The 12,910-nt window shown below is 70.9% G+C and carries 12 protein-coding genes; 6 read left to right on the top strand and 6 right to left on the bottom strand.

The window, feature by feature from the left end; all coding sequences use genetic code 11:
* Window positions 1-41: 41 nt before the first annotated feature.
* The gene (locus A3G1_RS0128430; RefSeq protein ID WP_018352903.1) at window positions 42-593 is read left to right on the top strand and encodes a DUF3000 domain-containing protein; all 552 of its coding nucleotides are present in this window, start codon (window positions 42-44) and stop codon (window positions 591-593) included.
* A 177-nt stretch (window positions 594-770) separates the two neighbouring features.
* Here A3G1_RS0128430 and A3G1_RS0128425 read toward each other — a convergent pair whose 3' ends face one another.
* A complete protein-coding gene (locus A3G1_RS0128425; protein ID WP_026212623.1) occupies window positions 771-1,349 on the bottom strand; it encodes a hypothetical protein in 579 nt (192 codons plus the stop codon).
* 120 nt (window positions 1,350-1,469) lie between these two features.
* Window positions 1,470-2,318: a tropomyosin gene (locus A3G1_RS0128420; protein ID WP_018352902.1), complete on the bottom strand. Its 849-nt coding sequence runs from the start codon at window positions 2,316-2,318 to the stop codon at window positions 1,470-1,472.
* Window positions 2,319-2,398: 80 nt separating this feature from the next.
* On the opposite strand from A3G1_RS0128420, the gene A3G1_RS0128415 reads away from it, so the two are divergent.
* Genes A3G1_RS0128415 through A3G1_RS0128405 form a run of 3 tightly spaced genes read left to right on the top strand, consistent with a single transcriptional unit; the run spans window position 2,399 to window position 6,874 of the window.
* Window positions 2,399-3,643 (top strand): ribonuclease D, encoded by a 1,245-nt coding sequence (locus A3G1_RS0128415; protein ID WP_018352901.1) that lies wholly within the window; start codon window positions 2,399-2,401, stop codon window positions 3,641-3,643.
* A 34-nt stretch (window positions 3,644-3,677) separates the two neighbouring features.
* The gene (locus A3G1_RS0128410; RefSeq protein WP_018352900.1) at window positions 3,678-4,871 is read left to right on the top strand and encodes a thiolase family protein; all 1,194 of its coding nucleotides are present in this window, start codon (window positions 3,678-3,680) and stop codon (window positions 4,869-4,871) included.
* Window positions 4,868-6,874: a 3-hydroxyacyl-CoA dehydrogenase NAD-binding domain-containing protein gene (locus A3G1_RS0128405; protein ID WP_018352899.1), complete on the top strand. Its 2,007-nt coding sequence runs from the start codon at window positions 4,868-4,870 to the stop codon at window positions 6,872-6,874. Before A3G1_RS0128410 ends, A3G1_RS0128405 begins: the two co-directional genes overlap by 4 nt.
* A 59-nt stretch (window positions 6,875-6,933) precedes the next feature.
* Here A3G1_RS0128405 and A3G1_RS37275 read toward each other — a convergent pair whose 3' ends face one another.
* A complete protein-coding gene (locus tag A3G1_RS37275) occupies window positions 6,934-7,242 on the bottom strand; it encodes a hypothetical protein (protein ID WP_157641462.1) in 309 nt (102 codons plus the stop codon).
* Window positions 7,243-7,436: 194 nt separating this feature from the next.
* Here A3G1_RS37275 and A3G1_RS0128395 point away from each other — a divergent pair, with 194 nt between their 5' ends.
* Entirely contained in the window at window positions 7,437-7,955 is a 519-nt protein-coding gene (locus A3G1_RS0128395; RefSeq protein WP_018352897.1) for a hypothetical protein, read from the top strand.
* 36 nt (window positions 7,956-7,991) lie between these two features.
* Here A3G1_RS0128395 and A3G1_RS0128390 read toward each other — a convergent pair whose 3' ends face one another.
* The 3 genes from A3G1_RS0128390 to dxs all read right to left on the bottom strand — a co-directional run bounded on the left by A3G1_RS0128390 (window position 7,992) and on the right by dxs (window position 11,930).
* A complete protein-coding gene (locus A3G1_RS0128390) occupies window positions 7,992-9,074 on the bottom strand; it encodes a sensor histidine kinase (RefSeq protein WP_040480163.1) in 1,083 nt (360 codons plus the stop codon).
* 112 nt (window positions 9,075-9,186) lie between these two features.
* On the bottom strand, window positions 9,187-9,849 hold the full coding sequence (locus tag A3G1_RS0128385; protein ID WP_026212622.1) for a response regulator transcription factor: 663 nt from the start codon (window positions 9,847-9,849) through the stop codon (window positions 9,187-9,189).
* A 161-nt stretch (window positions 9,850-10,010) separates the two neighbouring features.
* On the bottom strand, window positions 10,011-11,930 hold the full coding sequence (dxs, locus tag A3G1_RS0128380; protein WP_018352894.1) for a 1-deoxy-D-xylulose-5-phosphate synthase: 1,920 nt from the start codon (window positions 11,928-11,930) through the stop codon (window positions 10,011-10,013).
* 194 nt (window positions 11,931-12,124) lie between these two features.
* On the opposite strand from dxs, the gene A3G1_RS0128375 reads away from it, so the two are divergent.
* On the top strand, window positions 12,125-12,790 hold the full coding sequence (locus A3G1_RS0128375) for a class I SAM-dependent methyltransferase (protein WP_018352893.1): 666 nt from the start codon (window positions 12,125-12,127) through the stop codon (window positions 12,788-12,790).
* Window positions 12,791-12,910: the final 120 nt, after the last annotated feature.

Raw genomic sequence — 12,910 nt, 5'->3', positions numbered from 1 at the left:
GTGCCCCCGGCCGGCCGTGGCGTACGCCTATGCTGCGATTCATGGCGCAGACGACCGCGCTCCCCGATCCGTTCCGCCGGGCGGTCGAGGGGCTCAGAGCGGTACACCCCCGCGCCGAGATCCTGCTCGAGGAGATCGTCGCTCCCAAGAAGCTCGCGCCGTACGCCTTCGCGCTCAGCGCGACCGTGCTCCGCAAGGACGAGGAAGTGGCGACCGGCAGGCTCGTGCTGCTGTACGACCCGGCGGGTCACCCGGCATGGGAAGGCCAGCTCCGGCTGGTCAGTTACGTGAGTGCCGACGTCGAACCGGAGATCGCGGCCGATGTCCTGCTCCCGGAGGTGAGCTGGAGCTGGCTGATCGACGCCCTGACGGCCGCCGGGGCCGGGCACGTCGCGGCGGGCGGGACGGTCACGCAGACCCTCTCCACCCGGTTCGGCGACCTGGCCGGTGAGCCGCCGGCCGCCGACGTCGAGCTGCGGGCCTCGTGGACGCCGCTCGACCCGGACGGGCTCGCCTCGCACCTGGAGGCGTGGTGCGTGCTGCTGGCCTCGACGGCCGGGCTGCCGCCGCCGGGGGTCGCCTCGCTGCGGTGAGGCCCGGGGTACCCGTGTGATGTGCGGCACAGCGCGCTGATCGTCCTAGGGGGCTGGGGTGATCGCGGGCTGGACGGCAGCCGGGGCCGGTCGGATCCGGGTACAAAATTCGTAGTTAATGACAAACGGGCCGCGCCGGGAGGTCCGGCAGCGGCCCGAAACGGTCTGGGGCTGGTATTACTTCAGGAAGCTGTAGCCGGCGTCCTTGCAGGGCTTGTCGAGATCCACCAGGATCTGGGCCGCCTTGCCGTCGGTGCCGCCGAGGGCAGCGAAGAAGTCGTCGACGAGCTTGAGGCACTTCTCCTGCCCCTCGCTCTTCTTCTGCGCCTTCTCCAGCTCGGACTTGGCGGTGCTGAGCTGGCTGGTCAGCTCGCTGACCTTCTTGTCACGCTCGGAGATCGTCGTCTTCTGGGCCGCGATCTCCTTCTGGGCCTTCGAGTTCGCGTCGGCCTTGGAGATCAGCAGACCGCCGAGCACCGCGACCAGGATGAACAGCAGGACGACGAAGCCGGCCAGGATCGGGGTGGCCTTGCTCTTCTGCGGGGCCAGCTGCCCGGGCGGTGCCGACATCGGGACACCGGACATCGGCACTCCGGACATGGGCGCAGCCGACATGGGCTGAGCGGACATGGGCGCGCCGGAGACGGGCGGGGCGGAGAACTGCTGGGGGAACTGCTCCTGCTGGTACTGCGGGTACTGCGGGGGGATCGGTGCCGGGCCAGGCTGGTACGGCTGCGGGGCCTCAGGCTGGGTCATGCTCAAGCTCCATTGTGGTGAGAGGTCGCGAGAGCGGATGGCCGCCGCTCCCCCGTGACGCTCATTAATGAGCGCACATCCGCCCGGCGCTGACAATAGCGCTTCTGGTTACCGACATTTTTATTTCGTGTACGGCTCCGCCTGATTGCACGGCGTGCGCATCTGGTCCAGGATCCCTTGCGCCGAAGCGCGCTTCGCTTCGTCCTGTGAGGTCACAGCGTCGAGGAACTGGAAAGTCAGCTTGAGGCAGGTCGCGACGACGCGCTTCTGCTCCTCCAGGTCCTTTCCGGTGTTCTGCGAGCCGGCCAGCTGCTGCTTCGTCTTTTCCAGATCACTCTTGGCCGTATTGAGCTGCCCGGTCAGCTCGGTGATCTTCTGTTCCTTCTGTGCGACGGTATCTGCCTTCTTCTGCGCCTCCGCCGCGTCGCCGGCCTTCACGAAGTACATGCCCGTCATGACGGCGGCGATCAGGAAGAACACCGCGCACAGGATCGCGAGGACGCCGGTCGCGCGGCTGCGGCCAGGCAGCCTGACCGCGGTGCCGTACCCGGTGACCGGGGTGCCGGAGATCGGCGGCCCGGAGTACATGGGCGGGGTGCTGGCGGTGGTGGGGACGCTGCTGGGCTTGCCCTTGCCGGCCGCCGGCGGGGTGCTCGCGGCCGGCGGGGTGACCGGCCACACGCCCGGCTGCTCCGGCGGGAAGACGGCCGCGCTGTCCTGGGCGGCACCAGCCTGGATCACACCCGCCGTGTTCACAGTGGACTGCTCGCTGTCGGCCCCGCCGGCCGGCACGTAGATCGTCGCCTGCTCCCCGCCCTCCCTGAGGAACGGGTGCCCCATCACCGCCAGGTCACCCTCCGAGGCCGGCGGCTTGCTGGCCTGGTAGATGGTGGGCTGCTCGGAGTCCTCCGGGCGGTAGATGGCCGGGGGCTCCGGGGTGTATCCACCGGCAGGCTCGGGCTTGGACATGGGGGCTCTCCAGACACACGACGGCACGCAGTGCGGGGCCACACCCTAACCACCCCGCGCAAGCCCCATAAACTGCTCGGATGGCCGATGACCACCCGTCCCCCACGTACCCGCACGACGCCGAGCAGCCCCACCACACCGCGCTCCTCACCGAGCCCAGGGACGGCACCCCGGAACCGATCACCGATCCGGCCGGTCTGGCGGCGTACGTGGCCAGGCTGCTGGCGGGCACCGGCCCCGTGGCGGTGGACGCCGAGCGGGCCTCCGGGTACCGGTACGGGCAGCGGGCGTACCTCATCCAGATCCGGCGGGCCGGGGCTGGCACCGCGCTGGTCGACCCGATCCCGCTGGCCGGGGACTTCGAGCCGCTGGCCGAGGCGCTGACCGGCGTCGAGTGGGTACTGCACGCGGCGAGCCAGGACCTGCCGTGCCTGGCCGAGCTGGGCCTTCGGCCGTCGAAGCTGTTCGACACGGAGCTGGGTGCGCGGCTGGCCGGGTTCGAGCGGGTCGGGCTGGCGGCGCTGACGGAGTCGCTGCTCGGGTACACGCTGGAGAAGCACCACTCGGCCGCGGACTGGAGCAGCCGTCCCCTCCCGGAGTCCTGGCTGACCTACGCCGCCCTCGACGTGGAACTGCTGGTCGAGCTGCGCTACGCCCTCGGTACCGAGCTGGAACGGCAGGGCAAGCTGGCCTGGGCAGAGGAGGAGTTCGCGGCCCTGGCCAGCGCGGCCCCGCCCGCGCCGCGTACCGACCCGTGGCGCCGCACCTCCGGCATGCACAAGGTACGAGGCGCCCGGGCGCTCGGCCGGGTCCGGGCACTGTGGACGGCCCGCGACACCCTGGCGGCGAAGCGGGACACCGCCCCCGGCCGGATCCTGCCCGACGCCGCGATCGTCGCCGCCGCGCAGCACGACCCGAAGAACGAGGCCGAGCTGTTCGCACTGCCGGCCTTCGGGGGCCGGGCGACCCGCAGGCTCGCCAAGCTCTGGCTGGACGCGCTGTCGGACGTGCGAGCGCTGTCCGACAAGGAGCTGCCGACGGCCGCCGTGCCGAACGACGCGCCGCCGCCCCCGCACCGCTGGGCCGACAAGGACCCGGAGGCGGCCGACCGGCTCGCCAGGGCGCGGGAGGCTGTCAGCCTGCTGGCCGGCGAGTACGGGCTGCCCCAGGAGAACCTGCTAACCCCGGACATCGTGCGCCGGTTGTGCTGGTCCCCACCGGAAGATGGTGATGTGCCCGGTTTCCTCCGCAGGCACGGCGCCCGGGAATGGCAGATCGAACTCACATCGCCAGCCCTGGTGACGGCGCTCATTACTCCGCAGTAACATCGTGGGCATAGGCCGACTCAAGGAGGCTCGCGTGCCCCGTTCTGTCCGGGATGTCGTCTTCATCGACGGTGTCCGTACGCCCTTCGGCAAAGCCGGCGGGATGTATGCGGAGACCCGCGCCGATGACCTGGTCATCCGCTGTATCCGCGAACTGCTGCACCGCAACCCGGCTCTGCCGCCCGAGAAGGTGGAAGAGGTCGCCATCGCGGCCACCACCCAGATCGGCGACCAGGGCCTCACGATCGGCCGGACCGCGGCCCTGCTGTCCGGGCTGCCCAAGACCGTCCCCGGCTACGCGATCGACCGGATGTGCGCCGGCGCGATGACCGCGGTGACCACGGTGGCTGGCTCGATCGCCTCCGGCGCGATCGACATCGCCATCGCCGGCGGCGTGGAGCACATGGGCCGCCACCCGATGGGCGAGGGCGTGGACCCCAACCCGCGCATCCTCGCCGAGAAGCTCGTCGACCCGTCGGCGCTGGTCATGGGCCAGACCGCCGAGAACCTGCACGACCGGGTGCCTGGCGTGACCAAGGAGCGGTGCGACGCCTTCGCCCTGGCCAGCCAGGAGAAGGTCGCCGCCGCGTACGCCGCCGGCAAGATCCAGCCCGATCTCGTACCGATCGCCACCCGCGACGACGAGGGCGGCTGGGGCCTGGCGTCGGTCGACGAGGCCCCGCGCTCCACCAGCATGGAGAAGCTCGCCTCGCTGCGGACCCCGTTCCGCCCGCACGGCAAGGTGACGGCCGGTAACGCGGCCGGCATCAACGACGGCGCCACCGCGTGCATCGTCGCCTCTGCCGAGACCGCGGAGGAGCTGGGCCTGCCGGTCGCCATGAAGCTGGTCGGCTACGCCTACGTCGGCGTGGAGCCCGAGGTCATGGGCTACGGCCCGGTCCCGGCCGCCGAGAAGGCGCTGGCCAAGACCGGCCTGTCGATCGAGGACATCGGCCTGTTCGAGCTGAACGAGGCGTTCGCCGTGCAGGTGCTCGCGTTCCTCGACCACTTCAAGATCGCTGACGACGACCCGCGCGTGAACCCGTGGGGCGGCGCGATCGCGATCGGCCACCCGCTGGCCAGCTCCGGTGTCCGGCTGATGACGCAGCTCGCCCGGCAGTTCGCCGAGCGGCCCGACGTCCGCTACGGCATGAACGCCATGTGCGTCGGCATCGGCATGGGCGCGGCTGTCATCTGGGAGAACCCGCACTGGGAAGGTGCTAAGTGACTGAGGTTGTAACCAAGGCGATCCTTCGCTTTGTCTCCGTCCCCGGCCTCGACGGCAAGGCCGCGCTGATCACGCTCGACAACGGGCTGGACTACCGCAAGCCGAACACGTTCGGCGCCGAGGGCCTGGCCTCGCTGTCCGAGGCGTTCGACGCGGCGGTCGCGGAGAACCCGGCGTTCATCGCGGTCACCGGCAAGCCGTACATCTTCTCCGTCGGCGCCGACCTGACCGGCATGCCGCAGGTCACCAGCCGGGAGCAGGCGCTGGAGATCGGCCGGCTCGGCCACCGCGTCTTCGCCAAGTTCAAGAACTCCGCTGTACCGACGTTCGCGTTCGTCAACGGCGCGGCGATGGGCGGCGGGCTCGAACTGACCCTGCACTGCCACTACCGGAGCATCTCGTACGGCGCGGCGGCCCTCGCCCTGCCCGAGTGCTTCCTGGGTCTCGTACCCGGCTGGGGCGGCACGCAGCTCCTGCCGAACCTGATCGGCCCGGCTAACGCCGCCAAGGTCATCATCGAGAACCCGCTCAGCCAGAACCGGATGCTCAAGCCGGCCGACGCGAAGAAGCTCGGCATCGCCGACGTCCTCTTCCAGCCGGCCGAGTTCCTCGAGCGCTCGCTCGCCTGGGCCGCCTCCGTGGTCAAGGGCGAGACCACTGTGGAGCGTGCCGAGATCGACCGCGGGCCGGCCTGGTCCGCCGTGATCAGCTACGCCCGTGGCCTCCTCGACGAGAAGCTGCACGGCGCCGCCCCGGCTCCGTACCGCGCGCTTGACCTGATGGAGCTGGCCCGGACGGCTTCCTTCGCCGACGGCACGGCTGCCGAGGACGAAGCCCTCGCCGACCTGATCGCCTCCCCGGAGCTCCAGAACGGCCTGTACTCCTTCGACCTCGTCCAGCGCCGGGCCAAGCGCCCCGCTGGCGCGCCGGACCCGGACGACGGCCGCGACGTCAACAAGGTCGGCGTGGTCGGCGCGGGCCTGATGGCCAGCCAGCTCGCCCTGCTCTTCGCCCGCCGCCTCGAGGTACCGGTGATCCTCACCGACCTCGACCAGGAGCGCGTCGACCGTGGCGTCGGCTACGTGCACGCTGAGATCGACAAGCTGGTCGCCAAGGGCCGGCTCGCCGAGAGCAAGGCCGCGAAGCTGCGCGGCCTGGTCAGCGGCTCGGTTTCCAAGGAAGCGTTCGCGGACGCCGACCTGGTGATCGAGGCCGTCTTCGAGAACCTGGCCGTCAAGAAGCAGGTCTTCGCCGAGCTGGAGGCCGTGGTCAGCGAGCAGTGCATCCTCGCGACCAACACGTCCTCCCTGTCGGTCACCGAGATGGCCGCAGACCTCAAGCACCCCGAGCGCGTGGTCGGCCTGCACTTCTTCAACCCGGTGGCCGTCATGCCGCTGCTGGAGATCGTCCGGGCCGAGAAGACCGACGAGGAGAGCCTGGCCACAGCGTTCGCGGTCGGCAAGGCGCTCAAGAAGTCGTGCGTGCTCGTCGCCGACGCCCCGGCGTTCGTGGTGAACCGGCTGCTCACCCGGTTCCTCGGCGAGATCCTCGGCGCGGTCGAGGAAGGCACGGACTTCGCCGTCGCCGACCAGTCGGTGGACGCGCTCGGCATGCCGATGCGCCCGCTGACCCTGGTCGGGCTGGTCGGCCCGGCCGTCGCGCTGCACGTCGCCGAGACGCTGCACGAGGCGTTCCCCGACCGGTTCAAGGTCTCCTCGAAGCTCGGCGAGCTGGTGAAGAGCGGCCTGACCGCGTTCTACACCGCCGACGGCGAGCTCGACCCGCGGGTCACCGAGATCTACGGCCCGCGCGAGGGCGGCCCGACCGGCGAGGAGCTCAAGGAGCGGGCCCTGGGCGCGCTCGCCGAGGAGATCAGGCTGATGCTGGCCGAGGGCGTGGTCGCCGACGCCAAGGACATCGACCTGTGCATGATCCTCGGGGCCGGCTGGCCGTTCCACCTGGGCGGCATCACGCCGTACCTGGCCCGCCAGGGCAAGCTCTGACCTGAACGACGAAAGAGCCCCGGAGTACTTGGTACTCCGGGGCTCTTTCGCGCAGGAGACTAGTCCTCGTCGTCGTCCTCGAACGGCTCGTAGTCCTCGTCCTCCTCGGCGGACCAGGTCGCCTCGACGACCTCGATGCCCTCGGTGCCGTCGAGCAGGCCGTCCAGGTTCACCACGAGGGCGACGGCGTCGGCGATGTCCTCGGAGGCGATCCGCTCCAGGGCCTCGGCGCGCTCCTCTTCCGGCATGTCGGTGGCGGCGTCCACGGCGGCACGGGCGGCGGCGCGCACGGCGGCCTCGTCGACGACCTCGACCACGATCTCCGCAGGAATCCGGACGTATCGGGTTTGCGTTGTTTCCACAGTCATGGCGCGAGCCTACGCCAGCCCGGACGCCAGCCCCGCCTCGGCCTCACGCTCACACCCGGCGGCAGCCGGGCTGGCCGGGGCCCGGTACCAGGTCAAGTTTGGGCAACAAGACGGCCGTGACCAGAGGAATCGGCCAGCGGCGATGACAGGCCCGGGGTTAGATTCGCGTCTCCCCCCGACGTAAGGACCTTCCTGTGCCCCGCACTGTCCGCATCGCCTTCCTGGCACTTCTCGGTATCGCCGTGCTCAGCCTCATCCTCGTCGCCTCCAGCTTCGCGGCCGTGGTCAAGCTGGAGGACATCCTGGAAGGCCTCCCGGAGAAACAGAGGTGGGAGCTCGAGTCGATCCTGGTCTACACCAGGACCAGCCTGTACGCGGGCATCGTCATGGCGTTGTCCGCGCTCCTTCTCCCGTTGATCCGCAGGGGACGGCTGCGCTGGCTGGTGCTCACCGGGCTCGGCTTCCTGACCGCCTACATGGGTGCCGTGATGTCCAGCGAGTCCGGCCACGTGTCTGCGGCCGGCACCGCCGACCCGGCAGGCATCAACGCGATCGAGGCGAAACTGCTGCACCCGGGCAAGATCGCGATCCAGTTCAGTACCGAGATCGGCATCATGGCGCTGCTCGTGCTCGCGCTCCTGATGCTGGTCCTGGAACCGTCGCGGGTCTACTTCTACGAGAAGACCCACCCCGTCCGGCGGGACTTCGCCTGAGCCGCCCGGGGCGCTGTGCCCCTCGTTCGGAGTGATCTAGGGGCGGTTGTACGGCACGCTCGCCGCGCCCCGGCTGATCGGGGTGGTCGCGGCCGCGGGTAGCAGTACGGTGACCTCCATGCCGCCGCCCGGCCGGGCCGTTGCCCGTACCGTCCCGGCGTGCGCGTCGCACACCGCGCGGACGATCGACAGGCCGAGGCCGGCGCCCCGGGAGCCGGTACGTTCCAGCCCGCCCCGGCGGAACGGCTCGAACAGCGATGGCACCTCGGCCGGTTCCAGCTCGGGGCCGGTGTTGGCCACCACGAGCCAGGCGTGCTCGGAGTTGACCCCGGTGCTGACCCACAGGTAGCCGGCCGGGGTGTTGTACCGGACGGCGTTCTCCACGAGATTCCCCGCGAGCCGGTCGAGCAGGCCGGGGTCGCCGACCACCGGGGCCGGGCGCAGCTCGGTGAGGACCTGGATGCCGAGCCGGGCGACCTCGCGCTGCACCGGGTGCAGTGCGCTGGTACAGGCCACGGCCAGGTCGACCGGTGCCTTGCGGGCCAGCCGCCTGCCTGCCTGTGCCTCGGTGCGCGCGAGCAGCAGCAGCGAGTCGACGAGGCTGTTGGCCCGGGTGGAGGCGTCGCGGAGCACCTTGGCCATCCGGCGGTACTCGGCGAGGTCGGCATCCGGGTCGGTCAGCGTCACGTCGACCTCGGTCCGCATGACGGCGAGCGGGGTACGCAGCTCGTGGGAGGCGTTGGCGACGAAGCGCTTCTGGCTGTCGAAGGCCCCGGCCAGCCGGTCGAGCATCGCGTCGAAGGTCGCGGCCAGCTCGGCGATCTCGTCGTCGGGGCCGGAGTACCGCAGCCGCTGGTCCAGCGTCTCCGTGGACAGCCGCCGCGCGGTCGTGGTGACCTGTTCGAGGGGCCGCAGCGCCCGCTTCGTGATCCAGTACCCGCCGAGGACCCCGAGGGTGCCCAGGATCGCCAGGGCGGCCAGCCCGGCCACCAGCATGACGGCCGAGCTGACTCCCGAGCGGGCCATCAGCCAGCTGAACAGGATCAGCAGGGCACCGGAGCCGATCAGCAGCAGGCCGTTGAGCAGGCTGATCCGGCGGCGCAGGGTCGGGCGGGGCATCCGGCTGCCGTTCCGGCCCGTGCCGGCGGAGCCGTCCGTGCGGCCATCGGTGCGGCTCACAGGCCAGCTCCGGCCCGGCTGACGGCACTCACCACGGGGTACGCCGTGCGGTTCATCGTGCGGTGATCCGGTAACCGGCGCCGACCACGGTCTCGATCAGCGGCGGGTCACCGAGCTTCTTGCGCAGGGTCATCATGGTGACCCGGACCGTGGTGGTGAACGGGTCGGCGTTGGCGTCCCAGACGCGTTCCAGGAGTTCCTCACTGGACACCACGGCACCCTGAGCCTTGATCAGGACCCTGAGCAGGCCGAACTCCTTGCGGGTCAGCTCCAGCGCCCGCCCGCCGCGTTCGGCGGTGAGCCGGGCCGGGTCGAGCGAGACGTCACCGGCGCGCAGGACGGGCGGCGCGACGGGAGTGGCACGGCGGCCCAGCGCCCGGACCCGGGCGACCAGTTCCTCGAAGGCGAAGGGCTTGCCGAGGTAGTCGTCGGCGCCGAGTTCCAGGCCCTCGATCCGGTCGGCGACGCTGCCGCTGGCGGTCAGCATCAGCACCCGGGTCAGGGCTCCGGAGGCGATCAGGTCGGCACACAGCGCGTCACCGGACATCCCGGGCAGGTCACGGTCGAGGACCAGCACGTCGTACCGGGTCGTCATCGCCTGGAAATGGCCGTCCTTACCGTCGTAGGCCACGTCGACCGCCATGCCCTGCCGGCGCAGGCCACGGGCGATGGCGTCGGCCAGGTGCCGCTCATCCTCCACCACCAGCACTCGCACTCGGGCGCCCTCCCGTCGACGTCTGCGTACCCCGCCGGATGGTAACCCGCGCGGGCGGATGACGCCCCCTTCGGTGGCAGTTCCGCCGGTATCGCATGCGTGAGGGCGCGAAAAGGGACGGGCCTGCACGAAGCAGGACCCGCCCCCAGATGCAGAACGGACTACGCGTTCAGCTCGCTCGTGTCCACGTCGGCGTCGAGGCCTGACAGCAGGCCGGTGATGTCACGGGCCACGTCCTGGGCGGTGAGGCCCAGGTCGGCGAGGATCTCGTTGCGGCTGCCGTGCGGGTGCCAGGCGGCCGGTACGCCGTAGACGCGCACCGGGGCGGTCACCCCGGCCTCGCGCAGCGCGGAGGCCACGGCCTCGCCGACGCCGCCGGTCTTCACGCCGTCCTCGACGGTGACGACGAGGCGGTGCTCGGCGGCCAGCTCCGCGATGGCCTCCGGCACGGGCCGGACCCAGCGCGGGTCGACGACGGTCACGCCGTAGCCGTGCTCGGTGAGCCGGCTCGCGGCCTCCATGCCGAGGTGGCCGAAGGCGCCGACCGCGACGATCAGGACGTCCTTGGACGAGCCCTCCGCGAGCACGTCCACCCCGCCTGCGCTTCGCACGGCGGGCAGCGCGGCCGGCACGGAACCCGTCGGGAACCGGACGATCGTCGGCCCGTCCGTCACGGCGACGGCCTCACGCAGCTCCTCGCGGAGGGTGGCCGCGTCACGCGGGGCGGCGATCCGGATACCCGGTACGACGCCGAAGACCGACATGTCCCAGATGCCGTAGTGGCTCGGCCCGTCCGGCCCGGTGATCCCGGCCCGGTCCAGCACGAAGGTGACCCCGAGCTTGTGCATCGCCACGTCCAGCAGCACCTGGTCGAAGGCCCGGTTGAGGAAGGTCGCGTACACCGCGACGACCGGGTGCGCCCCGCCCATCGCGAGACCGGCGGCCGACGTGGCGGCGTGCTGCTCGGCGATGCCGACGTCGTAGGCCCGCTCCGGGTACGCGCGCATGAGCTTCGCGATGCCGGTCGGCTCGGCCATCGCGGCCGTGATGCCGACGATGTCCGGCCGCTCGCCGGCCAGCTCGACCAGCTCGTCACCGAAGACGGAGGTCCACTTGAGACTGGGCGCGGCGGTGAGCTTGCCGGTCAGCGGGTTGAACGCGCCGGGGCCGTGCATCATGTCGGCCTCGTCGTCCTCGGCCGGGCGGTAGCCGTAACCCTTCTTGGTCACGGCGTGCACGATGACCGGGCCGCCGAAGCCCTTGGCCCGCTCCAGTGCCTTCTCCATCGCGGCGAGGTCGTGGCCGTCGACCGGGCCGAAGTACTTGAGCCCGAGGTCCTCGAACATCGCCTGCGGGGCGATCGCGTCCTTCAGCCCGCGCTTGACGGCGTGCAGGGCCTCGAACAGCGGCGGGCCGACGAGCGGCGTGCGGCCGAGGGCGTCCTTGACCAGGTCGAGGACCCGCTCGTACGAGGGGTTCAGCCGCAGCGTCGCCAGGTGGTCGGCGAACCCGCCGATGGTCGGCGCGTAGGAGCGGCCGTTGTCGTTGACGACGATCACGACTGACCGGTCGGTACCGGCGGCGATGTTGTTCAGCGCCTCCCAGCACATGCCGCCCGTGAGCGCACCGTCGCCGACGACGGCCACCACGTGCCGGTCCTCGCCCCGGAGCTGGAAGGCCTTGGCGATGCCGTCCGCGTACGACAGGGCGGTGGAGGCGTGCGAGTTCTCGATGAGGTCGTGTTCGCTCTCGGCCTGGCTGGGGTAGCCGGTGAGGCCGCCGCGCTGGCGGAGCTGGTCGAAGCCCTCCTGCCGGCCGGTGAGGATCTTGTGCACGTAGGCCTGGTGCCCGGTGTCGAAGAGGACCCGGTCGCGCGGCGAGTCGAAGACCCGGTGGATCGCGATGGTCATCTCCACGACGCCCAGGTTGGGGCCGAGGTGGCCACCGGTCTTGGAGACCTTGTCGACCAGGAAGTCGCGGATCTCGGCCGCCAGGGTGTCCAGCTGCGCGGGGGTCAGCCCGTGCAGGTCCCGCGGGCCGGTGATGGACGCGAGGACGCCCGTGCCTTCAGTGCTGCTCATAGCAAACCAGCCTAGCGTGCAAGGCCATCCCGGATCTTGTCGCGCCGACAACCTTCACAAGGTCTGCACGACCAGCGGCCCCGACGTGCAAAAACCCAAAACCATGATTTTGTACCTGCGGCCAGGCTCCCCGTTCCTCCCAGGGCTGAACGCACCGGGCGGCGTGGCCCGCGTCACCCCGATACGTTCGCCCCATGACGACGACACACGCCGCGTACGACCAGCACGCCGCCTGGTACGAGGACTTCGTCACAGGCAACCCCTACACCCAGCTGGTGTCCGCGCTGCTCACCGAGCTCCTCGGTACCGGCACCGGCCTGGCGGTCGAGCTGGGCTGTGGCACGGGCATCCACGCGGACACCGTCCGGGCCACGGGCCGCACGCCGATCGGGTTCGACATCTCAGCCGGCCAGCTGGGTTTCGCCGCCGGCAGGCTCCCGGTCGCGCGGGCGGACGTCGCGGCAATCCCGCTCCCCGACGCCTCGGTGAGCACGGTCATCGCGGTCCTGATCCACACCGACGTGCCCGACTACCCGGCGGCGCTGCGTGAGGCAGCCAGGATCCTGAAGCCGGGTGGCCGCTTCGTCCACATCGGCGTGCACCCCTGCTTCACCGGAGCCTTCTCCGACCGCTCCGACCCCGCCCGCGTGATCATCACCAGTGAGCTGTACGGCCACACCGGCGTCAGCTTCGAGTCCTGGTCCCCCAACGGCGTCCGCGCCCGCGTCGGCGCCCGCCACCTGCCCATCGCGGACCTGATCAACGCCACCCTGGCGGCCGGCCTCACCCTCACAACCACAGCCGAACGAGGCCAGGGCCCCCTCCCAGACCTGTTCGGCATAGCCGCGACCCGTTCTTGATCTTTGCTCTTGATCTCACACGAAGTGGCCCGCTGAGGGCGGATCTGGCAAGCGAAACGGCTTCCCTCGTACCGCAGTGTTGTACGTGGGAAGCCGTTTCGCGCAGTCCAGATTCGTCCT

It is taken from the genome of Longispora albida DSM 44784, assembly GCF_000379825.1.
GTDB lineage: Bacteria > Actinomycetota > Actinomycetes > Mycobacteriales > Micromonosporaceae > Longispora > Longispora albida.
The sequence above is the reverse complement of the archived record's forward strand: the minus strand, read 5'-3'. Positions and strand labels throughout refer to the sequence as shown.

What these genes read in the sequence shown, in the direction of transcription:
- A3G1_RS0128430 (WP_018352903.1), top strand. Translation starts at nt 42, where the DNA reads ATGGCGCAGACGACCGCGCTCCCCGATCCGTTCCGCCGGGCGGTCGAG.
- A3G1_RS0128425 (WP_026212623.1), bottom strand. Translation starts at nt 1,349, where the DNA reads ATGACCCAGCCTGAGGCCCCGCAGCCGTACCAGCCTGGCCCGGCACCG.
- A3G1_RS0128420 (WP_018352902.1), bottom strand. Translation starts at nt 2,318, where the DNA reads ATGTCCAAGCCCGAGCCTGCCGGTGGATACACCCCGGAGCCCCCGGCC.
- A3G1_RS0128415 (WP_018352901.1), top strand. Translation starts at nt 2,399, where the DNA reads ATGGCCGATGACCACCCGTCCCCCACGTACCCGCACGACGCCGAGCAG.
- A3G1_RS37275 (WP_157641462.1), bottom strand. Translation starts at nt 7,242, where the DNA reads ATGACTGTGGAAACAACGCAAACCCGATACGTCCGGATTCCTGCGGAG.
- A3G1_RS0128390 (WP_040480163.1), bottom strand. Translation starts at nt 9,074, where the DNA reads ATGCCCCGCCCGACCCTGCGCCGCCGGATCAGCCTGCTCAACGGCCTG.
- dxs (WP_018352894.1), bottom strand. Translation starts at nt 11,930, where the DNA reads ATGAGCAGCACTGAAGGCACGGGCGTCCTCGCGTCCATCACCGGCCCG.
- A3G1_RS0128375 (WP_018352893.1), top strand. Translation starts at nt 12,125, where the DNA reads ATGACGACGACACACGCCGCGTACGACCAGCACGCCGCCTGGTACGAG.